Annotated in this window: 18 protein-coding genes; 8 read left to right on the top strand and 10 right to left on the bottom strand. The window is 56.2% G+C overall.

The features are described from left to right. Nucleotides 1–29: 29 nt before the first annotated feature. From AC2FHW_RS01870 to AC2FHW_RS01860, 3 genes are read right to left on the bottom strand one after another with little or no spacing between them, the layout of a single operon-like run. Nucleotides 30–983 (bottom strand): site-specific tyrosine recombinase XerD, encoded by a 954-nt coding sequence (locus tag AC2FHW_RS01870; RefSeq protein WP_271946685.1) that lies wholly within the window; start codon nt 981–983, stop codon nt 30–32. Between the two features lie 2 nt (nt 984–985). Then, nucleotides 986–2509 carry a hypothetical protein gene (locus AC2FHW_RS01865; RefSeq protein WP_271946686.1) on the bottom strand — a complete coding sequence of 508 codons (1524 nt, stop codon included), beginning with the start codon at nt 2507–2509 and terminating at the stop codon, nt 986–988. Further along, complete coding sequence (locus tag AC2FHW_RS01860; protein ID WP_185956616.1) at nt 2499–2648, bottom strand: hypothetical protein; 150 nt, start codon at nt 2646–2648, stop codon at nt 2499–2501. The genes AC2FHW_RS01865 and AC2FHW_RS01860 overlap by 11 nt, the downstream gene beginning before the upstream one ends. A 79-nt stretch (nt 2649–2727) precedes the next feature. Between AC2FHW_RS01860 and AC2FHW_RS01855 the strand changes: the two genes are divergently transcribed. Together AC2FHW_RS01855 and aroB are read left to right on the top strand one after the other, a co-directional pair. After that, nucleotides 2728–3315, top strand: a complete 588-nt coding sequence (locus tag AC2FHW_RS01855) for a shikimate kinase (protein ID WP_271946690.1) — start codon at nt 2728–2730, stop codon at nt 3313–3315. Further along, nucleotides 3316–4422: a 3-dehydroquinate synthase gene (aroB, locus tag AC2FHW_RS01850; protein ID WP_496821348.1), complete on the top strand. Its 1107-nt coding sequence runs from the start codon at nt 3316–3318 to the stop codon at nt 4420–4422. Here the strand turns inward: aroB and AC2FHW_RS01845 are convergent, their stop codons facing one another. Together AC2FHW_RS01845 and ssb are read right to left on the bottom strand one after the other, a co-directional pair. Further along, nucleotides 4423–5493, bottom strand: a complete 1071-nt coding sequence (locus AC2FHW_RS01845; RefSeq protein ID WP_271946697.1) for a site-2 protease family protein — start codon at nt 5491–5493, stop codon at nt 4423–4425. 18 nt (nt 5494–5511) lie between these two features. Beyond that, complete coding sequence (ssb, locus tag AC2FHW_RS01840; protein ID WP_496821347.1) at nt 5512–6009, bottom strand: single-stranded DNA-binding protein; 498 nt, start codon at nt 6007–6009, stop codon at nt 5512–5514. Between the two features lie 207 nt (nt 6010–6216). Here ssb and AC2FHW_RS01835 point away from each other — a divergent pair, with 207 nt between their 5' ends. Next, nucleotides 6217–6795: a lytic transglycosylase domain-containing protein gene (locus AC2FHW_RS01835; RefSeq protein ID WP_496821346.1), complete on the top strand. Its 579-nt coding sequence runs from the start codon at nt 6217–6219 to the stop codon at nt 6793–6795. A gap of 93 nt (nt 6796–6888) precedes the next feature. On the opposite strand, the gene AC2FHW_RS01830 is transcribed toward AC2FHW_RS01835, so the two are convergent. From AC2FHW_RS01830 to miaA, 5 genes are all read right to left on the bottom strand, one after another. Beyond that, nucleotides 6889–8976 (bottom strand): dipeptide ABC transporter ATP-binding protein, encoded by a 2088-nt coding sequence (locus tag AC2FHW_RS01830; RefSeq protein WP_271946703.1) that lies wholly within the window; start codon nt 8974–8976, stop codon nt 6889–6891. Between the two features lie 91 nt (nt 8977–9067). Continuing rightward, entirely contained in the window at nt 9068–10531 is a 1464-nt protein-coding gene (locus tag AC2FHW_RS01825; RefSeq protein WP_142634239.1) for an ABC transporter permease, read from the bottom strand. A 13-nt stretch (nt 10532–10544) separates the two neighbouring features. Beyond that, a complete protein-coding gene (locus AC2FHW_RS01820) occupies nt 10545–11591 on the bottom strand; it encodes an ABC transporter permease (protein ID WP_271946707.1) in 1047 nt (348 codons plus the stop codon). Between the two features lie 117 nt (nt 11592–11708). After that, entirely contained in the window at nt 11709–13379 is a 1671-nt protein-coding gene (locus tag AC2FHW_RS01815) for an ABC transporter substrate-binding protein (RefSeq protein ID WP_142634235.1), read from the bottom strand. A 320-nt stretch (nt 13380–13699) separates the two neighbouring features. Next, a complete protein-coding gene (miaA, locus tag AC2FHW_RS01810) occupies nt 13700–14593 on the bottom strand; it encodes a tRNA (adenosine(37)-N6)-dimethylallyltransferase MiaA (protein ID WP_271946710.1) in 894 nt (297 codons plus the stop codon). Between the two features lie 95 nt (nt 14594–14688). Here miaA and pyrH point away from each other — a divergent pair, with 95 nt between their 5' ends. The 5 genes from pyrH to AC2FHW_RS01785 all read left to right on the top strand — a co-directional run bounded on the left by pyrH (nt 14689) and on the right by AC2FHW_RS01785 (nt 20126). Then, the gene (pyrH, locus tag AC2FHW_RS01805) at nt 14689–15441 is read left to right on the top strand and encodes a UMP kinase (RefSeq protein WP_271946712.1); all 753 of its coding nucleotides are present in this window, start codon (nt 14689–14691) and stop codon (nt 15439–15441) included. A 250-nt stretch (nt 15442–15691) separates the two neighbouring features. Next, entirely contained in the window at nt 15692–16918 is a 1227-nt protein-coding gene (locus tag AC2FHW_RS01800; protein ID WP_496677772.1) for an aminotransferase class V-fold PLP-dependent enzyme, read from the top strand. Between the two features lie 48 nt (nt 16919–16966). Beyond that, nucleotides 16967–18391: a cryptochrome/photolyase family protein gene (locus tag AC2FHW_RS01795; protein ID WP_271946716.1), complete on the top strand. Its 1425-nt coding sequence runs from the start codon at nt 16967–16969 to the stop codon at nt 18389–18391. A 69-nt stretch (nt 18392–18460) separates the two neighbouring features. Then, on the top strand, nt 18461–19669 hold the full coding sequence (locus AC2FHW_RS01790; RefSeq protein WP_496677770.1) for a class I SAM-dependent methyltransferase: 1209 nt from the start codon (nt 18461–18463) through the stop codon (nt 19667–19669). A gap of 16 nt (nt 19670–19685) precedes the next feature. Continuing rightward, nucleotides 19686–20126, top strand: a complete 441-nt coding sequence (locus AC2FHW_RS01785) for a TrgA family protein (RefSeq protein ID WP_142634225.1) — start codon at nt 19686–19688, stop codon at nt 20124–20126. Nucleotides 20127–20129: the final 3 nt, after the last annotated feature.

The raw sequence follows: 20129 nt of genomic DNA, 5'->3' as shown, positions 1-20129 counted from the left end.
TGGGGGCGCGGCTTGACTGGATCAAGGAGTTAGCCCTTTTCAACTGGATCTTTAGCTAATGGGTGATGCTGCAACACCAGTTCAGCCAGCCGTTCTTCCAGGACATGAGTATAGATTTCTGTGGTCGCCACATCCGCGTGACCAAGCAATGTTTGAATCGATCGCAAATCGGCACCGTTGGCAAGAAGATGTGTCGCAAAAGCGTGACGCAAGGTGTGCGGTGTAACCTTTTCGGGCGAGACCCCACCGTGAACCGCCAGTTCCTTGATCAGATGATAGAACATATGCCGAGTCAGATGCCCGGCCTTGCCACGTGAGGGAAAAAGAAATCGGGAACTCTGCCCACCCTTTGAAACACGCTTTTCGTCAGTCTCATCCCGAGCCGCCAACCATGCCGAAAGCGCCTGTCGAGCCGGTGGGGACAGTGGAACCATCCGCTCTTTGCCACCTTTTCCCAATACCAAGAGCATCCTCGGATCGCCGCGCGCCGATGACACCGGCAACGATACCAGTTCAGTGACACGCATCCCGGTGGCATACAGGATTTCCATCAGACAGGTATTGCGCAGCTTTTCGATGTTGTTTCGCCCGCTTTCGCGCGCAGCAGCCAGTAACTGGTCCACCTCGGATACATCCAGAGTTTTCGGCAGCCGCTTTGGCCGTCCTGGGCCTTTGATCTTGATCGCGGGGTTTGTCGAACGCCAACCTTCCTCGAATGCGAACCGATAAATCTGTTTTATAGCAGACAAACGGCGCGCGCGGGTGGATTGAGCCAATCCCTGTGCGTCGCAACTGATCAGGTAATCCTCAACCTGCTTGGCGTCGGCCTCGGCAAACCCAATTTTCCGGCGCCGCAGCCAGGCCGAAAAATCCTTGAGATCGCGGCCATAGGCAACAAGCGTATTTTGGGCAGCGCCTAACTCGGCGGCCTGTGCTTCCAGAAAGATCGAAATCCAGATTTCGTCAGAGCCCGGAGACGTCATGGTCACCTGCCCTGCAGGATCAGCAGGTTCAGCGCGGCGCGGCGCGCGGTATCTTCTAGACCGACCCGGCGCAGGGTTGCCATGGCTGCTGTCAGGTCGACCAGGTTTCCCCGCGATCCATGGGCAAACAGCACCATCGTCTCCAGAAGCGCCTCACCGAGGCGGCCTTCGTCCAGCATGTTGCTGATATCGGTTGGCACCGGCGCCGCCCATGCAAACCCCTCTGCGATGGCATCCGCCAGCGGCGAAGGGGAGGGCGCGCGCCCCGGATCACCCTGAGCCAGCGCAGCCAGAAACTGACTTTCTTCAGAATTGTCCGGAGCCGACAACGCCGCTGTTTCATATAGATCTGACAGCAACAGAATGCGCCACCGCAGATCCTCGGCCGCGGGTTTCTGTAGTTTGACCTGAGAGAGGCGCCCGGCGAAAAGTTCAGCGAATGGCACTTCCAGGCCGATATTGCGCATCTGGTTCCAAACCACCGGCAGAGCTTTGGCGATCTTTGCCGAATTGCCAGAATCAAGTGCATTTTCGAACCGCTGTATCGACGATACCCGGTCCCATACGGCTCCAGACGCAGCCGGAGACCGTTCTGTATAGAGCCCCAGCAGTTGATTTGGCGTTAGCGCCCCAACGCGTGTCAACCGTTCCGCGGCTTCGACCTGAGCCTTCCAGCCCGCAACATCCCGCAGATCCGCATTTGCGAAGACGCGGGGCAAAGCAGCCGAGGGCAAACGTTCGCCAATAGCTTCGAACAAGCGGAACATCAGGGGCGAGGGGTCGTCCGGTTGCGGCAGATACTCGGCGTCTTCGTACAGTTCAGGGCTTAGAAACCTGTCCAGAACCTCCAGCTCTTGTGGTGCCAGAACCTGTAGGGCATGGGCTGCCTCAAGCGTGAGAGCGGCCGAGTCCCAATCCCCACGCCGGGCCTTGCAGAAAATCTGAGCGGCATAGTCCCGTGACAAATGCGGCTGAGCAATCAGCGCCGTGCAACTGCGATCTTCATCCCCGGTCAGAAGGGTGGCGTCGAACCAGCGTTGAAATCGGTCAAGACTGTTCGTCGGGCCTGCCAGCTGTACCAATGATTGCGTGGGGTCCGCAGCGCCAAGATGCATGAGGCGGTCGAGCCGCGCCAAAAGCAAAATCTCTTCCCCTTTACTGGACGTCGGTGCCCGAGCTTCGGTTAAAAGCAACGTGAACAGCAAACGCTGCATTGCAGGGTTGTACTTGACCGGGACGCTTTCGATCAGTTCGGACAGGCGTTGGGGATCGCTGTTCTGCCACATGTCGACAGGCAATCCTGTGACAGTCGAAGCAACCAGGCCCAGGGGTTGTGACAATGCCTGAAGCGGGGTCACAAGAACATCGGGCTGACCGCCGGGCTGCGCCACGGGTGGCTCAAGCAAAACCGTCCCCGGAAGGTTTTCCGGAGGATTGGCCAGCCATTCAATAACAGAAAGGGGTTCCTGCTGCGCCTGCGCTGTTCCTGCAAGAAACAGTGCAACCACCGCCACTTTATTCGACATTCAGTATTACCGGCTCCCTGACCTCGCTTTGCGGCGCAGAGAAATCTGCACCAAAAAACTCACCCAGGTAGACATATCCCACCAGCCCGATGAAACACAGGCAAATCAGATATATCAGGAACTTGATCAGACGGCCCATGGTCAAACGCTGCCTCAATTTTCTCTTTTGACCAAGTTATAACTGGCATTTTTCCTAAGATCACGTCATTCACGATGAAATGAGCGAAATTAAGCATAACACCCATGCGGCATCTGCCGTTTCGGACTATACACTGCACAAAACAGTGGTGCTTGTAGGTATGATGGGGGCCGGAAAGACCGCCGTAGGCCGCGCATTGGCCGCTCGGTTGCAGGTTCCTTTCCTCGATAGCGATGCCGAAATCGAATCAGCGGCCAACATGACCATCCCCGAGATATTCGAGCGTGATGGCGAAGCCTTTTTTCGCAGCAAGGAAAGCCAGGTCATCGGGCGGCTTTTGGTCGAGGAAAAAGGTATCCTTTCTACCGGCGGCGGTGCCTTTATGACCGAACAAAACCGCGACATGATCACTCAACGCGGGGTGTCCGTTTGGTTGCGCGCCGATTTGGGTGTGTTGTGGAACCGCGTTCGCCACAAGGATACGCGCCCGCTTTTGCGCACCGAAAACCCGTTCGCGACCCTTCGTGCATTGTACGATCAGCGTGTTCCGATCTATGAACGCGCCGATCTGGCGGTTTCGTCCGACGGGGATGTCTCGATTGAAGATATGGTAGAGCGTGTCGTCAAAGCTCTGATGACGCGACCTGATGTTTTGGAACGGAAATAGATGCACCAAACCGTACATGTTGAGCTTGGGGATCGGTCCTATGATGTTGAGATCGGCCCCGATCTGCTGATGCAGGCCGGTCAGCGCATAGCGCCTTTGCTGCCGCGACCCAAAGTAGCGGTTCTGACCGATGAAAACGTGGCGAGCCTGCATCTTGACGCGTTGCGGGATGGGTTGGCCAGCGCAGGGATCGAAATGTCCGCATTGGCGCTGCCCGCGGGCGAAGCCACCAAAAGCTGGCCGCATTTTGAGCGTGCGGTCGAATGGTTGTTAGCCGAGAAAATCGAGCGGCGTGACGTGGTGGTTGCGTTCGGAGGTGGGGTTATAGGTGATCTCGCAGGATTTGCCGCGGCCGTTTTGCGCCGGGGCGTACGGTTTGTTCAGATACCAACTTCGCTGCTAGCGCAGGTCGACAGTTCGGTCGGCGGCAAAACCGGGATCAACGCACCGCAGGGCAAGAACCTGATTGGCGCATTTCATCAACCCTCACTGGTGCTGGCGGATACTTCGGTTCTGGGCACAATGACCGACAGGGATTTCCTGTCCGGTTATGGTGAGGTCGTAAAATACGGGCTGTTGGGGGATGCGGCATTCTTTGAATGGCTCGAGGGCCATGGCCCCGATGTCTCGGGCGGGGATATGGCCGCGCGGGTTCGGGCCGTCACCCGATCCGTTCAGATGAAAGCCGACATCGTCGCTCGTGATGAGACCGAGCAAGGGGATCGCGCCCTGCTGAATCTCGGGCATACGTTCTGTCATGCGCTTGAGGCTGCTACCGGGTATTCTGATCGTTTGCTGCATGGAGAAGGCGTTGCGATTGGATGCGCACTGGCATTCGAACTGTCGGCGCGACTTGGATTATGTTCGCAAGAGGACCCAAGCCGGGTTCGGGCACATCTGCGTGCGATGGGCATGAAAACCGACATTTCCGATATCCACGGGGATTTGCCCGACGCCGAAGCGCTGGTCGAGCTGATGGCGCAGGACAAGAAGGTTATCGATGGCCAACTGCGTTTCATTCTAGCCCGAGGCATCGGGCAGGCATTTGTCACGTCGGATGTTGCGCGGGATGCGGTTTTGAGTGTCCTCAAGGACGCGCTGGGTTGATCAACGTCCGCGAATGATCATTAACTCGCCAATATTTTCACGGGTAATATAGCCGACCATTTGATCTGACCGCGTGCAGACGGCAACTGCGGGGGCACCCCCGTGGAACTGTTTCAGAACCGCTTCCAATCCGCTGCTCAGGGTCACTGTCGGGATATCCTCAACCATGATTGAACTGGCCAATTCTGACCGGGGAATATCTTTGGCGAGAGCAGCAAACAGCCGGTCGCGCGTAACAAAGCCCTGCAGTTTCCCTGTTGCATCCAACAATGGAAATTCATGCTGAGTGGTGTGAATGACCGCTTGAGCGGCGGTCGCAAGCGTGTCGCTTGGCGATAGGGCGTGAAACTCGGTGATCATGGCGTCGCGGGCCAGAACCTGACGCGCCACTGATCGCATTGCGACGTCCTGGCTTTCTGCATTGGCGGCAACGAATACAAAAACCGCGATCAGAACCAACAACGGATTGCCTGTGCTTAGCCCCAGAAACCCCAATCCTACCGCCACTATCTGACCGGCAAATGCGGCAATGCGCGTGGCCTTGACCCGATCCATCCTCAGGCAGAGCAGTGCGCGAAAAACGCGTCCACCATCCATCGGGAATGCGGGGATGAGATTAAAGGCAGCCAGAAGAAGGTTCACATAGGCGAGGCGGTTCAAAAGCCCGGTCTCGGGTGAATCAATATTGGCGAGTGTTTCAAATGGCATTCCTGCGCCCAAAAAGACGAGGATGATCCAGATGACGACGTTTACCGCAGGACCGGCCAAAGCCACCGATACCTCTTGCATGGGGTTCTCTGGCATCCGTTCCAATCGGGCAAGACCGCCGATCGGCAATAAAGTAATGTCCGGAGTTTTTATGCCATAGCGCCGCGCCATCAGCGCATGACCAAACTCATGCGCGACCACACATGCAAAAAGGGCAAGCACGAAAATCAGATTCCCGATCGCGGCCTGCATCCCTCCGGTAGAATAGGCAGCGAATCCAACCCATGCCAACAAGAGGAAAAAGGTGACATGGACCTTCAGTTCCGACCCCAAAAGTCGGCCGAGCGAGAAGGACCATGTCATGATGTGTCTCCGGTGTGCTTAGAACGGAATCTCGTCGTCGTCTATTCCACCAGACGCGGGTGCCGGGGTGCTGGATTGTCCGCCATAGGGGTCACCATAGCCACCACCTGCCTGGCCGCCACCGTAACCGCCGGATTGACCACCGCCACCGCCGCCGCCTTCTCCACGCGCATCCAGCAAAGTCAGTTCGCCGCGATAGGGGCGCAAAACCACCTCAGTGCTATAGCGGTCCTGACCGGACTGATCCTGCCACTTGCGGGTTTCCAGCTGACCTTCGATATAAACTTTGCTGCCCTTGCGCAGATATTGCTCGGCAATGCGGGCCAATGGTTCTGAAAAAATCGCGACCGAGTGCCATTCTGTCCGCTCGCGGCGTTCGCCGGTGTTGCGGTCTTTCCAGGTCTCGGAAGTGGCGATGCGCAGATTGCAGACCTTGCCACCGTTCTGGAACGACCGTACCTCGGGATCACGCCCCAGATTTCCCACCAGAATGACCTTGTTGACAGAACCCGCCATGTATTTCCCCGTTCTTAACTGACTTGAGTGCGCCCGAATCTGGCGCTGTGTATTTCTGAGACCCTATACGCCCTGAACCATGGTTGGAACATGGATCATGAGAAATGAACTGGTCGGGAGTTTGCACGTAGAAAATTTACCATGCTTTCATTATTGGCTGAAATACATATACTCACTCGGGTTCGTGACAGTGCGGGACAGGCATTAATGCGTTTCAGATTTTGTTTTTTATCGGTTCTATGCTTTGCGTTGACCTGTGGACTCGCTGCGGCGGATACGCTGTCTACCAAAAGCCGTAAGGACATCTTTCTGAAGCAATCCAAATATTTGGACGGCCGTGCGGCCACCCAGTACCGCGATTCAGATCGGTTGAAGCCTAAGACGCCTCAATCACAATTCAGTAAGCGATATTCCGGCAACTATCGGGGTGAGTACCTGACGATGGCGCGGCAAGCGGCTCGTAAACACGATGTTCCCGAAGAGCTGTTCCTGCGCCTTGTTCAGCAGGAAAGTGGATGGAATCCGCATGCCGTGTCACATAAAGGCGCGTTGGGTCTGGCCCAGTTGATGCCCGGGACCGCGCAATTATTGGGCGTGAACCCGCGCGACCCGAAACAGAATCTTGAAGGTGGGGCCCGGTATCTGTCCTGGCAATACCGCAAGTTCAAATCCTGGCGGCTTGCGCTGGCCGCCTATAACGCCGGACCTCAGGCTGTTGAAAAACACGGCGGCGTACCACCCTACAAGGAAACCCAGAATTACGTGAAGGTGATTTGGGGCGGTTAAGCCCGGCAGCGCATTCTAAGAATGGCTGGCCAAGCTTGTTTGGTTTGAAAAAGGCGCCGGAAGCTCTCCGACGCCTTTGGTGTTCTCACGCCCTCACTCTGCGGCGATTTTTATGACGGGTTCCATACGTGCCAGGATGTCGTCTGCCAGATGGCATTTGACCTGATGACCGTCTGCCAGGGTTTTCACGGGTGGGACATCTCTTTCGCAAAGACCGTTGGGGACTTCGGATTTCCAGCGACAGCGGGTCTGAAACGGACAGCCAGGAGGCGGGTTCATCGCTGATGGGATGTCGCCTTCCAAGACGATGTGCTGCTTCTCGACCGATGTATCGGCGATGGGGACCGCGCTCAGCAGGGCTTCTGTATAGGGGTGATAGGGCGGTGCAAACACCTGATCAGTGGTGCCCAGCTCGACCACATGGCCCAGATACATCACCATCACCCGGTCGCTGAGATAGCGCACGATCGACAGGTCGTGGCTGATGAACAGCAGTGTGGTTTTGTGCTCGCGTTGGATCTCCATCAGCAGGTCGGTTACCGCCGCCTGCACCGATACATCCAGCGCCGAGACCGGCTCATCCGCCACCACGATCCGCGCATCCCCGGCAAAGGCGCGGGCGATGCCGACACGTTGTTTCTGCCCGCCCGATAGCTGTCGCGGCATCCGCTCGGCAAAGGCGCGGGGCAGTTTCACCAAGTCCAACAGTTCGAGCATCCGCTTCTTGCGCTCGGCCTCGGACTTACCGACGCCAAAGATTTCCAGAGCGCGGATGATTTGACGGCCCACGGTCATCGAAGGATTCAACGTGTCGAACGGATTCTGGAACACCATCTGAACCTCGCCCACCGTCTTGGCGTCGCGCTCTTCGATGGGCACGTCCTCGATATTGCGGTTGTCCAGCAGGATCTGCCCGTCCGTTGCCGTCTCCAACCCCATAAGAACTTTGGCAAAGGTGGATTTGCCGCAGCCGGATTCGCCCACAATTGCAAGTGTCTCGGATTCATGCGCCTCAAAGCTCAGAGTTTCGTTTGCTTTGACTACCTTCGCTTCACCGCCGCCAAACAATGCATTTGCCGCAACCTCATAGTATTTCTTGAGATTTTCCATCTTCAGAACAACGCGGCCAATCTCACCTTTTTCCTTTTGCTCGGCCAGGGTGATGGGCGCGTTCCAGTCGATCTCCTGAAATTTCAGACAGCGGGTATGATGCCGGTCATTGCCTGGCACGGCCTCCATCAGAATGTTCTGCGCGTCACAGCGACCTTCCTCGAAATAGTCGCAGCGTGGGCCAAAGTTGCAGCCCGAAGGGCGCTCATGGGGCAGGGGGAAATTGCCCGGAATGGCCACCAGCGGGCGCGCGTTCTTGTCCGCACCCGGCAGTGGAATCGACCGGAAGAGCGCCTGCGTATAGGGGTGCTGCATTTCGTCGAACACATCCTTGATCGAGCCGCGCTCGACCGCTTCGCCGGAATACATCACGCACAGCCGGTCGCAGGTTTCCAGCACCAGCCCCAGATTGTGGCTGATGAACAGCATAGAGGTGCCGTATTTCTTGCCCAGATCCTTGACCAGCTCGACCACCGCGGCCTCGACGGTCACGTCAAGCGCGGTGGTGGGCTCGTCCAGGATCAGCAACGATGGCTTGGACATCAGCGCCATCGCGATCACGATGCGCTGTTGCTGGCCTCCCGACAGCTGGTGGGGGAAAGAATTCAGCATCCGTTCAGGGTCGGGCAGGCGTACATCGGTGACCACTTCCAGCGCACGGGCATAGGCCTCGTCCTTGCTGACGCCCTCGTGGATCATCGGTACTTCCATCAGCTGCCGACCGATCTTCATCGCGGGGTTCAGGCTGGCCATAGGTTCCTGATAGATCATGGCTATTTCATTGCCGCGAATATCGCGCAGTTCTTCGGCCGTCATCTCGGATAGGTCACGACCCTTGAACTTGATGGATCCGCCAACAACACGCCCGTTCTTGCCCAGATCCTGCATCACGCCCAACGCAACGGTGGATTTCCCGCACCCCGATTCCCCAACCAGCCCCACAGCTTCACCAGGCTGCACGCTGACCGAAAAATCCATCACTGCAGGGATCTCGCGCAACCGCGTGAAAAACGAAATCGACAGCTTGTCGATCTCCAATATCGGGCCCTCATAGGACGCAAGTTTGGTCATCTGTGTTGCTCCTCACCAGATCCCGGGGATCCCCTTCATCTGGCCAAAAATACCTCGGGGGTCCGGGGGCAGGCCCCCGGCCGCTCATACATCAGTCCTTCAGACTTTCTTCGCGCAGGCCATCAGCCAACAGGTTCAACCCAAGAACCAGTGTCAACAGCGCCAGCGCAGGTGGCAGGGCAGGGTGCAGATAGATCGACAAGAGCTTGCGCCCTTCATTGATCGTCGACCCCCAATCGGGACTTTCGGGTGGTAGCCCGAGGCCAAAGAATCCCAAGGTTCCCAAAAGGATGGTCGTATAGCCAATGCGCAGACAGAAGTCGACGATCAGCGGCCCGCGCGCATTGGGCAGGATTTCCCAAAGCATGATGTACCATGGACCTTCACCACGGGTTTGCGCTGCGGCAACATAATCGCGGGTTTTGATGTCCAACGCCAGGCCACGCACGATACGGAATACCGTGGGTGAGTTCACGAAAACCACCGAAACGAACACGACCAGAATGCCGCCGGGGATATTGAACAGGTCCAGATAGGTGGGCAGTCCCCAGATGTTGTAGCTGTTGGTTTCGATGATGTAGCCGTCTGTTGAAATCAGAGATAGATAGAGCCACATCGCGATGCCCAACACTCCGATCAGCAGAGGTGTGCGGAAATTGGGCCGCGTATAGAACCGCGAATTCAGCAGGACGCAAAGAAACAGGATCGGAAAGACGAACAACACGGCTGCCATATAGTTCGGCACACCGGTTGCCACGATCTCGGGCGTGACCAGCAGATAGAACAGCAGGATTACCGGGAAGGCCAGTATCAGGTTTGCCAGGAAGGACAGGAACGTGTCCAGACGTCCGCCATAAAACCCCGCAGGCAGGCCCAAAGTAATCCCGACCATGAAGGCAAATATGGTTGCCATCGGTGCGATCTGCACAACGATCCATGCCCCTTTGACCATCCGGCTGAACACATCGCGGGCCAGATTGTCCCCACCCAGTAGATACCAGGAATATGTTCCGTCCTCAGTGCTGGGCATTGGAGTTCCGGGCAACTTGTTCTTCATACCTGAAACCTGCGCCAGCGGATCATGCGTGACGATCAGGTCCAGCGCACCAAAAATGCCGGTAAAGACCCAGAACATCACAAGGCCAAAACCGATCATGCCGATGGGGCTGTCAAACAGTTTGCCATATAGGCCAAGCTTGCGCTTGAAGGCGATCGACATTGCAAACAGAATGATCAGCGACATCCAGACAGGTAAGAACTGCCGCGAGATCGCTCCGATGATCCCGGCGCTTGTTCCCATCAAAATGCCAAGCACCACATAGGCCAGACACAGCGCGACGCAGGCGAAAAAGCTGTACCTCAACGCGATCTGCGTCAGGCCGCGCAGTCCGGTATCTGCATTGATTGTGCCGTCGATATTCACGACGACCGGCGTTTCGGGCAACACGATGCTGCCCAAGATCCAGACGATGATTGATACCCCCAACGCCACCAGTGCGATCATCAGCAAGGGGTTCAGAATGGCGATAGAGCCGGTCCAGGTAAGTGGTTCCATGTTCTGTCCCTCCTTACGAAATGCGAATGCGCGGGTTGAGGTAGACATAGCCGATATCCGAGATCAGCTGCGTTACCAGCACCACAAAGACCGACACGACCGAGATCGCCAGCAGCAACTGGATGTCGTTGTTGCCAGCCGCCTCCACCAGTGCCCAGCCGAAGCCCTTGTACTGGAACAAGGTCTCGACGATCACCACACCGTTCAGCAGCCAGGGAAACTGCAGCATGATGACTGTGAACGGTGCAATCATCGCGTTTCGCAGCGCGTGCTTCATGACGATATTCGGGAAGGAAACCCCTTTAAGGCGCGCGGTACGGATGTATTGCGACGTCATCACCTCGGTCATCGAGGCGCGGGTCATGCGGGCGATATAGCCCATTCCGTATAGCGAGATGGTTAGCACCGGGAGGAAGAAGTTTTCAAAGGTCGGCGTTTCCATTGCCTGCGTTGAAATGCCCTTGAACCATTTCAACCCCACCGCAGATGAAGAGAAAATCGCGATGAAGATCACGCCCGACACATATTCCGGCGTCGCGGTTGTGGTGATGGCAAAGGTTGAAAGGGTCCGGTCGGTGGCCGATCCTTCCTTCATACCTGCCAGAACTCCAAGGATCAGAGCCGAAGGGACCATCAGCAACATAACCCAAAGCATCAGCCGACCGGTCAGGGCCAGCCGGGTGCCAACAACTTTCGAAACTTCCTCTTTGAAAACCGAGGAGTATCCCCAGTATCCCTGCAGGATGCCGCAGAAACTTGGCGAGGTTTCGGCGGTTTCACCGGGCAGGATACATCTTCCTTGTATGCTGCCGTCTTCGTTGGTGTGCCGATAGGAAGGCAGCACGCCCAACCACTCGCCGTATTTGATCGGCGTCGGCTGCAGATACCCGTTTTTCAGAAGATAGCTTTCAACCTGTTCGTCGGACATCCGAAAATTGCCCTGCGTTTTCGCAAGCTTTTCGAGGTTCGGATACAGGTTGGTGAGGAAGAAGACCAAGAATGTCAGGCACAAAGCTGTGATGAGCATGATGCCGACACGCTTTAGAATGAATAGTCCCATATTAGCCCCTGTTGGTGGCCAGTGCAGGTGTCAAAAGCCCCACACTTCGCTGTTTTTTGGTCGCCACGATACGGACGAAAAAGCCGCGCCCAATCGGCGCGGCTTGTATCTGTCGGCTTAGGAAAGAACGCCGAACTTATAGATTTGTGGCAGGTCGGCGATGTGCTTTTCAACCCCAACCATATTGTCCCGGTGGTGACGCATCGCCGTCCGCCAATAGGGTTGGATGGTCACGCCTTCTTCGATCATGATCGCCTGCAGCTTGGCCATGACTTCGCGACGCTTGTCGACATCCGCGATCGAGTTTGCCTCGGCCAGAAGCGCGTCGAACTCGTCATTGGCGAAACCAGCCTCGTTCCAGGCTACGCCCGATTTGTAGGCCAGCGCCAGAACCTGCGTGCCCAGCGGGCGGTGGTTCCAGTTGGTCGACGAGAAGGCGTATTTCGTCCAGTCGTTCCAGAAGGTCGAACCCGGAAGAACCGTATGACGTGCCTTGATGCCAGCATCGTTCAACTGAGCTACCACGGCCGCGGTCGTGTTGCGGCGCCAGTCGTCGTCGATCGACTGAACCTCATGCTCGAAGTCACCCATTCCGGCCTCGTCCATCAGCGCTTTGGCCGCTGCGGGATCAAAGGGCAGGCGGGTTACAGCGGAATCATGTTCCGGGTGCATCGGGCCAACATGGCAGTTGTCGGCAGGAATGCCGTATCCCGACATGCCCAGCTCCAGGCAGACGGCGTTGTCGACGGCCATGGCCAGGGCCTGCCGCACACGTTTGTCGGCGTAGATCTTGTTGCCGTCGGCATCTTCGGCCAGCTGGTTCGGGCGGATGACGATTGTAAAGCCCGATGGAATCTCGGACCGTGTCAGGCCGATGCTGTCAAAGATGTCTACGAATTCGCCGACCGACTCCCAGTTCATGTCGATCTCTTCGGCCTCATAAGCAGCCAGGAAGGCCGCAGGGTCGGTGCCGTAGTCGATGAATTCGATCCGATCGATATAGCCACCTTTGCCCGCAGCATATCCCCACCAGTCGTGCTCTTCATTGCGGACCAGTACACCCTTTACGCCCACTTCGTGGCTTTCAGGGATCATGAAGCCAGTGCCAATCGGGTTGGCCAGCATATTGTTGGGATCGTGGCTGCTGTGCACGATGGCTGCGGGGTAGTCGGCCATACCAGGAATGATCGTGATATCGGGCGTGTTGCAAGTCAGCTTGACCGTGTGATCATCGACCACAGTGATTGCACCTTCACCCGCTTTCTGGGTTGCCTCGTCAACCAGGGATGACATGCGCGATGCCATCGAGTTCCCCTCGACTGCCGCGTCACACCACATTTCGATGTTGCGGGCGACATCCGCTGCGGTGAAGTCATCACCGTTGTTCCACTTGACGCCTTTGCGAACGTTCAGCGTGTGCTCAGTCGCGTCATCGTTGGATTCCCAGCTTTCCAGCAACATCGGCTTGAACGAACCGTCATTGTTGTATTCGACCAGATATTCCAGCCATCCAGCCGTGAAGGTCGCAATTTGCGTCCAGTCATAAGTACGTGGATCTTTCAGGGCGCGCACTTCCATCTGATAGCGGATAGTTCCACCGCGCGGTGGCTCTTGTGCTTGTGCCGGAGACGCCAGGCCGATCATTCCATAGGCGGCGGGGACGGTAACCCCCAATGCCGTCACGCGCGCCAAAAACTCGCGGCGGCTTAGTTGCCCGTCGCGGTACTCTTGCGCGTGCATTTCCGCGGCACGATGGATCGGCGCTCCGGTAATGGTTTGGTGTTTCATTAATGTCTCTCCCTGTGACATCGATTTTGATGAAGTAGCTCTGAACCGCTCAGACCGGTTGGTGTCAGGCAGCAGGTTCGTGTGTTTTTTTTTGGATATGCAGCATCCCCATGGCGTCATTCGGCACCAGATTTCCCATGAGGTCAATGTCGGAAATCGTCATCAACTGCACAAAAGCGACATTTTGAGGCCGAAGTTTCCGTCATCGCGGATGCTTAATCTGTGCTCCGGGTAATTCAAATAAGTGACCGCCAATCAGATTCGATCACTTCGAACCTGCGGCTGTTGTCTTGAAAATGTGTTTGTAACGACCTTAAGTATCACTTTGATAAATCAGCGCGAATCCAGTTTCTCATGCGTGCGCGAAACCACGTGCGCTGACGTTTGGCAAATTGACGGGTCGAGATTGTGGCACGCTCGCGCGCGTCATCCAGTGTGATACGGCCTTCAAGATAGGCTACCAACTCGGGAACGCCGATGGCCTTGAAAGACGGCAGCGAGGCGTCATACCGGTTTCGCATCGCCTCAACTTCTTCCAAAGCACCACTTTCCAGCATCAGGTCAAACCGGCGCCTGATCCGATCCAATAGCCATTCTTTGTCGACATCAAACACAATGGGCACGGCGTCTTGCGGGTTCAGGACCGGAGGAGGGGTGTCGGCTTGCCAGTCCCGCAAGCTGCGCCCGGTGGCTTGCTGAACTTCCCACGCACGTTGAACGCGGGCGCGATTCCGGGTGTCAATCCCGGCCAGGGTTTTAGCATCGACCCCATCAATCAGTGTAGCTAGGTCCAGTTGATCCGCGGCAGCCCGAACTTTGGTCGGAGTCGCCGGGATATCGGCCATACCTTCGGTCAGGGCAGAAAAATACAAACCTGTACCGCCCACAATGATGGGGCGCTTACCGCCGGACAGCAATGGCTTGACCTCGCGCAACCAGTGGCCAGTCGAATAGTCCTGATCATAAGGCACATGACCATAAAGCAGATGCGGCGCGCGGGCTTCTTCCTCGGCGGAGGGACGCGCCGAGATCACGCGCCAGCAATCATAAACCTGGCTTGCATCTGCATTGACGATCACGCCGCCGAACGTTTCGGCGATCTTCAGCGCCAATGCTGATTTCCCCGATGCGGTGGGCCCGGCGATCAAGACGGGTTTGTCGTCAGGAATAGGGGGAAGGCGGTCCCAAAACTGCGTCATCTCGGCATTGGCCATTCAGGTTGCCTCATTCCTCATCATCCGCATTGAACCTGCGGAGCTTTTGCTTCATTTTGCGCCGGAATTAAACCCGTGCCAGCCCGGAGCGCAATATGACCCTTTCCCCCACAACCGACACTGTCGATACGACCAAGGCGAAATACAGCCGTGTGATGCTGAAGATTTCGGGCGAGGCGCTGATGGGAGATCAGGGTTTTGGCCTGCATCCCCCCACCGTTCAGCGCATCGCGCAAGAGGTAAAGTCGGTGCATGACCTTGGGGTCGAGATCTGCATGGTCATCGGCGGTGGCAACATCTTCCGCGGCCTCAGCGGTTCAGCCCAGGGGATGGAACGGACGACGGCGGATTACATGGGTATGCTGGCTACGGTCATGAATGCGCTTGGCATGCAATCGGCGCTTGAGGAGGTTGGCGTATTTACTCGTGTGATCTCGGCCATTCGTATGGATGAGGTTTGCGAGCCTTACATCCGCCGCCGCGCTGTGCGGCATCTGGAAAAGAAACGGGTCTGCATCTTTGCCGCTGGAACAGGGAATCCGTATTTCACCACAGATACCGCAGCGACACTGCGCGCCAATGAGATGGCTTGCGAGGCGATCTTTATGGGTAAGAACGGCGTGGACGGTGTCTATGACAAAGACCCCAAAGAACATGCGGATGCGGTGCGTTATGACTCGGTCAGCTACGATGACGTGTTGGCAAAGCGGCTGAAAGTCATGGATGCATCGGCCATTGCGCTAGCGCGCGACAATAACCTGCCTCTGATCGTATTCGGATTGGATGAGCCGGGCGGTTTCCGCGGTATCCTGGCCGGTGAGGGAACCTACACAAAAGTTCAGGGCTGACACCCGAACGATACTCATTTTCAAGGCCGGGCATGGTTGCCCGGCTTTTTCTTTGGTTCAGGGCACAGTGTTCTTGACGATGGCAAAAGCTGTGGGCAATTTGTCGGCGTACTTGCGCGGCAAAGGCGCAGGTTCTGCGGGCACCTGAACGTGTCGGCTGGGCTGGAAGACCTGCCATGATTTCTGAGGGTTCCGAAATCATGCTCGGGCACCTCTTGGATAGGCAAGCATGATCAAGGAGGCACGTGCCATGAGCACTCTGGATATCAATTTCGTTCGGTCGCAGTTTCCGGCTTTTTCCGAACCCAGCCTGCAGGGGCAGGCATTTTTCGAAAATGCTGGTGGATCATATACTTGCAAGCCGGTGCTTGATCGTTTGACGCGCTATTACACCCAGCGCAAGGTACAGCCCTATGCCCCCTATGATGCCAGCCGTCTGGCCGGAGAGGAAATGGACGAGGCCCGCGCCCGAATGGCTGCGATCATGGGTGTGGATGCAGATGAACTGAGCTTTGGCCCGTCGACCACGCAGAACACCTATGTTCTGGCGCAGGCATTCCGACAGTGGATGCAGCCGGGTGATGCGATTGTCGTGACAAATCAAGATCATGAGGCCAATTCGGGGCCTTGGCGCCGTCTTGCTGATGAGGGCATAGAGGTTCGCGAATGGCAGATAGACCCCGAATCCGGGTCTCTGAACCCGCAGGATCTTGAGGACATTCTGGACGAAAAGGTGCGTCTGGTCTGTTTTCCGCATTGTTCGAACGTGGTCGGGGAAATCAATCCGGTTACCGAGATAACTGCGATTGCACATGCGGCAGGCGCGTTTGTCTGCGTCGACGGTGTCTCTTACACGCCGCATGGATTTCCGAATGTCGGTGATCTGGGACCGGATATCTATCTGTTTTCGGCGTATAAAACCTATGGTCCTCATCAGGGATGCATGGTGATCCGCCGGGCATTGGGGGAGCTGTTGCCCAATCAGGGGCACTATTTCAACGGCGATGTTCTTTATCAACGATTTACCCCTGCAGGGCCGGATCACGCACAGATCGCCGCCAGCGCGGGCATGGCGGATTACGTCGATCTATTATGCGAACATCATGACGGACCCGGAACTGGTGCTGCAGCGCGGGGAGCGTTTGTCCACGACCTGATGCGCGGGCACGAGATCGCCCTGCTACAACCGGTTCTGGATGCGGTTAAAGATCGTAATGCAGCCCGTCTGATCGGAACCTCTGATGCCTCGCGGCGTGCGCCAACGGTCGCGCTGGCGCTGAACCGAAATGCTGAATCTGTTGCTGCCAGTCTTGCCTCGCATGGGGTTATGGCCGGTGGCGGAGATTTCTATGCCGTGCGTCCTTTGCAGGCCATGGGTGTGGATCTGGGTCAAGGTGTTTTGCGAGTCAGCTTTACGCATTACACATCGAAACGGGAAATTGATCAGCTTTTGAATGCGTTGGACGCTGTTTTGTGATCCAGTTCTGAGACTGCTGCGTAGAAAGGTAAACAATACGGAGCAGTCATGGGACCCAAGAGCCCGCCGATAATTGTGTGGTTCCGACAGGATTTGCGACTGTCGGACCATCCTGCACTCAGCGCTGCCTCGGCAACGGGGCGGCCAATCATTCCGGTGTATATTTTCGACGATCTCGGGCAGGCCTTGGGTGCGGCTCCTAAATGGCGCCTCGGCAAGGGCCTGGAGGTGTTTGACCGTGCGTTGGCGCAGTTGGGAAGCCGTCTGATCTTGCGGCGCGGGGATGCGTTGGAGGTTCTGCAAAACCTGATCAAGGAAACCGGATCCACCGAGGTCTATTGGTCTCGGGCTTACGATCCGGACACGATTGCCCGAGATACAAGGATCAAGACGGCTCTGACCAAACTGGGCGTACAGCCCAAATCGTTTTCCGGGCACCTGCTTTTTGAGCCCTGGACCGTCCAGACCAAGACCGGAACGCCTTTTCGCGTGTTTACACCAATGTGGCGATCGGTACAGAAACGCGAGGTTCCATTCCCACATGCGCGACCCGCCGCGCTGACCCCGCCGAAGGAATGGCCGCATACAGATACTCTGGAGTCGTGGGGATTGGCCGCGGGAATGAACCGCGGGGCATCAGTTTGCGCCCGCTATGTACAGCCAGGGGAAGACTCAGCGTTCAAAACGCTCCATCGGTTCTTGGAACGGCTTTCGGGGTATCCCGAAGCCCGGGATCAGCTGGCCGAGGATGGAACGTCGGGCATTTCCGAATATCTATCGCTGGGTGAGATTGGACCACGTAGCGTCTGGCACGCCCTTCAGGGCGCAGAGATGTTCGGCATGTCCGGTACCCAAGCCTATTTGCGACAGTTGGTTTGGCGTGAATTTGCCTATCATTTGATGTTCCATACGCCTCATTTGTTGAGCAACAACTGGAAACCGGAATGGGATCAGTTCCCTTGGGGCCAGAACGTCTCTAGCCCCGAGATCATTGCTTGGAAGCAGGCAAGGACAGGCATTCCCGTGGTTGATGCTGGGTTGCGACAGATGTACGTCACAGGTCGCATGCACAATCGCGCCCGGATGATTGTCGCCAGCTATTTGACCAAACATCTGATGGCGCACTGGAAAATCGGTATGGGCTGGTTTTCCGATTGCCTGACCGATTGGGATCCGGCCTCAAATGCGATGGGTTGGCAATGGGTTGCTGGGTCCGGCCCAGATGCGTCCCCGTTTTTCCGTATATTTAACCCTGAGGCGCAGCAAAAAAAATATGATCCCTATTGCGACTATGTGCGGAAATGGGTGGCCGAAGGACAGTCAAACCCGCCCTCGAGCGCACTTGATTATTTTGAAGCCATTCCTTGCAAGTGGGGTCTTGATCCGTCTGCGCCATACCCAAACCCTGTTGTGGGTTTGGCCGAAGGGCGCGCGCGTGCCTTGTCGGCCTATGAGGGCCGAAAAAGCCGGTAAAGAACTGAAAACTTGCCAGAAACACAAACTCGTTTTAGCCTTCTACAACAACCGCACAGGGGAGAGCGGATGGTTCTAACTACAATCGAAGGGCAGACAGACCTGCCAAGATATTTTGCACATGTTCTGAATATGCTGAACCAGATGGAGCAGGGGCAGCTTGATATTGCCTTGCCAGACGGTCGTGTATTTCGCACCGAAGGCAAACGCCCTGGGCCTGTCGCACGGGTCGATATTCACAATCCGGACGTATTTGCACGACTTATCCGGGAGGGTGAGCTGGGGTTTTCAGACGGATATCTGGAAGGCGATTGGAGCACACCAGATCTGCGTGCCTTCATGGATCTAGTGCATCTGGGTACCGAGACCGTGTACGACGATTTCACCGGGAAATTTCTGGTACAGGCCTATGAACGCCTGCGCTTTTGGCTGCATCGAAACAACCGTCGACAGGCTAAAAAGAATATCTCTTATCATTACGATTTAGGTAATGAATTCTATGGGTTATGGCTGGATGATACCATGACCTATTCCAGTGCATTGTTCGAAACCGGGCAGGAAAGCTTGGAAAAGGCACAAACCGCTAAATACGCCAGTCTGGTTGATGAAATGGGTGCCAAGCCCGGTGACCATATTCTGGAAATTGGCTGCGGATGGGGTGGTTTCGCCGAATATGCAGCAAAAGAGCGTGGCCTGCGGGTCACAGGCTTGACGATCAGCAAGGAGCAGTTGAGCTTTGCCCGTCAACGAATTGAAAAACAAGGGCTTACGGATTTAGTTGATCTGAAGCTGCAGGATTATCGTGACGAACGGGGCCAATATGACGGGATCGCCTCTATTGAGATGTTCGAGGCGGTTGGTCAGAAATATTGGCCGGTCTATTTCGGCACCATCCGCGATCGCTTAAAACCTGGCGCACAGGCAACGTTGCAAATCATTACCGTCGGCGATCATCGCTGGGATGTGTATAAGAATGGTGTTGATTTCATTCAGAAATATATCTTTCCGGGTGGGATGCTTCCGGCTCCGACAATTCTGCAGGAGCAGGTGGCGAATGCGGGTCTGACCGTGGTGAAGTCAAAAGAATTCGGCAAAAGCTATGATCTGACACTGCGCCGCTGGTACGAGACGTTCAATGACAAATGGGACGAGATTTCGGGAATGGGGTTTGATGAGCGTTTTCGCCGCATGTGGAATTATTATTTGACCGCTTGCGGCGCGGCCTTTGACACCGGCAACTGTGATGTGACACAGATCACCATAGCGAAACCTACTTAGTAAACGGACCTTTAGAATGCCCAGCGCCTCACGTCTTGTCGCAGCCCTTTGTCTGGCGGTGGTGGCATTTCTGGTTTCCAGCATGATCATAGCAAATGGTGAAGAAGGCAAAAGCTATGGCTACTTCACTGTCGTCAACATGGCCCTTGGGGTCGCGTGTGGTTGGAAAATCATGGGTAAGCGAACCGGCAAAGGGTGGACCGCTGCCGTCAATAACGGACTGACAGGCATTGCCTCGCTGGTGTTTTGGGGTCTTTTCGTTCAGGGCACCTATGAGATGTTCCGCTTGGCCATGCGCCACCGCTATGACGGCCCGTTCGAGGCCCTTATGGCGATATTCAAGATTGGCGTTGGATATGGCGAACAGTTGTTAGCTCCGGAAATTCTGTGGACTTTGGCTATTGGCGCTCTTATCGCCGGTTTGGCGACGGAAGAAGCAAGCCGCCGCTGGCGCTAGCAC

The organism is Ruegeria sp. YTSA108 (assembly GCF_059610185.1).
Note: the sequence above shows the minus strand (reverse complement) of the source record. Positions and strands in the feature narration are given on the sequence as shown.

What these genes read in the sequence shown, in the direction of transcription:
- miaA (WP_271946710.1), bottom strand. Translation starts at nt 14,593, where the DNA reads ATGGCCAATGCCGAGATGACGCAGTTTTGGGACCGCCTTCCCCCTATT.
- AC2FHW_RS01870 (WP_271946685.1), bottom strand. Translation starts at nt 983, where the DNA reads ATGACGTCTCCGGGCTCTGACGAAATCTGGATTTCGATCTTTCTGGAA.
- aroB (WP_496821348.1), top strand. Translation starts at nt 3,316, where the DNA reads ATGCACCAAACCGTACATGTTGAGCTTGGGGATCGGTCCTATGATGTT.
- AC2FHW_RS01865 (WP_271946686.1), bottom strand. Translation starts at nt 2,509, where the DNA reads ATGTCGAATAAAGTGGCGGTGGTTGCACTGTTTCTTGCAGGAACAGCG.
- AC2FHW_RS01795 (WP_271946716.1), top strand. Translation starts at nt 16,967, where the DNA reads ATGGGACCCAAGAGCCCGCCGATAATTGTGTGGTTCCGACAGGATTTG.
- AC2FHW_RS01790 (WP_496677770.1), top strand. Translation starts at nt 18,461, where the DNA reads ATGGTTCTAACTACAATCGAAGGGCAGACAGACCTGCCAAGATATTTT.
- AC2FHW_RS01815 (WP_142634235.1), bottom strand. Translation starts at nt 13,379, where the DNA reads ATGAAACACCAAACCATTACCGGAGCGCCGATCCATCGTGCCGCGGAA.
- AC2FHW_RS01800 (WP_496677772.1), top strand. Translation starts at nt 15,692, where the DNA reads ATGAGCACTCTGGATATCAATTTCGTTCGGTCGCAGTTTCCGGCTTTT.
- AC2FHW_RS01845 (WP_271946697.1), bottom strand. Translation starts at nt 5,493, where the DNA reads ATGACATGGTCCTTCTCGCTCGGCCGACTTTTGGGGTCGGAACTGAAG.
- pyrH (WP_271946712.1), top strand. Translation starts at nt 14,689, where the DNA reads ATGACCCTTTCCCCCACAACCGACACTGTCGATACGACCAAGGCGAAA.
- AC2FHW_RS01835 (WP_496821346.1), top strand. Translation starts at nt 6,217, where the DNA reads ATGCGTTTCAGATTTTGTTTTTTATCGGTTCTATGCTTTGCGTTGACC.
- AC2FHW_RS01820 (WP_271946707.1), bottom strand. Translation starts at nt 11,591, where the DNA reads ATGGGACTATTCATTCTAAAGCGTGTCGGCATCATGCTCATCACAGCT.
- ssb (WP_496821347.1), bottom strand. Translation starts at nt 6,009, where the DNA reads ATGGCGGGTTCTGTCAACAAGGTCATTCTGGTGGGAAATCTGGGGCGT.
- AC2FHW_RS01785 (WP_142634225.1), top strand. Translation starts at nt 19,686, where the DNA reads ATGCCCAGCGCCTCACGTCTTGTCGCAGCCCTTTGTCTGGCGGTGGTG.
- AC2FHW_RS01855 (WP_271946690.1), top strand. Translation starts at nt 2,728, where the DNA reads ATGAGCGAAATTAAGCATAACACCCATGCGGCATCTGCCGTTTCGGAC.
- AC2FHW_RS01830 (WP_271946703.1), bottom strand. Translation starts at nt 8,976, where the DNA reads ATGACCAAACTTGCGTCCTATGAGGGCCCGATATTGGAGATCGACAAG.
- AC2FHW_RS01825 (WP_142634239.1), bottom strand. Translation starts at nt 10,531, where the DNA reads ATGGAACCACTTACCTGGACCGGCTCTATCGCCATTCTGAACCCCTTG.
- AC2FHW_RS01860 (WP_185956616.1), bottom strand. Translation starts at nt 2,648, where the DNA reads ATGGGCCGTCTGATCAAGTTCCTGATATATCTGATTTGCCTGTGTTTC.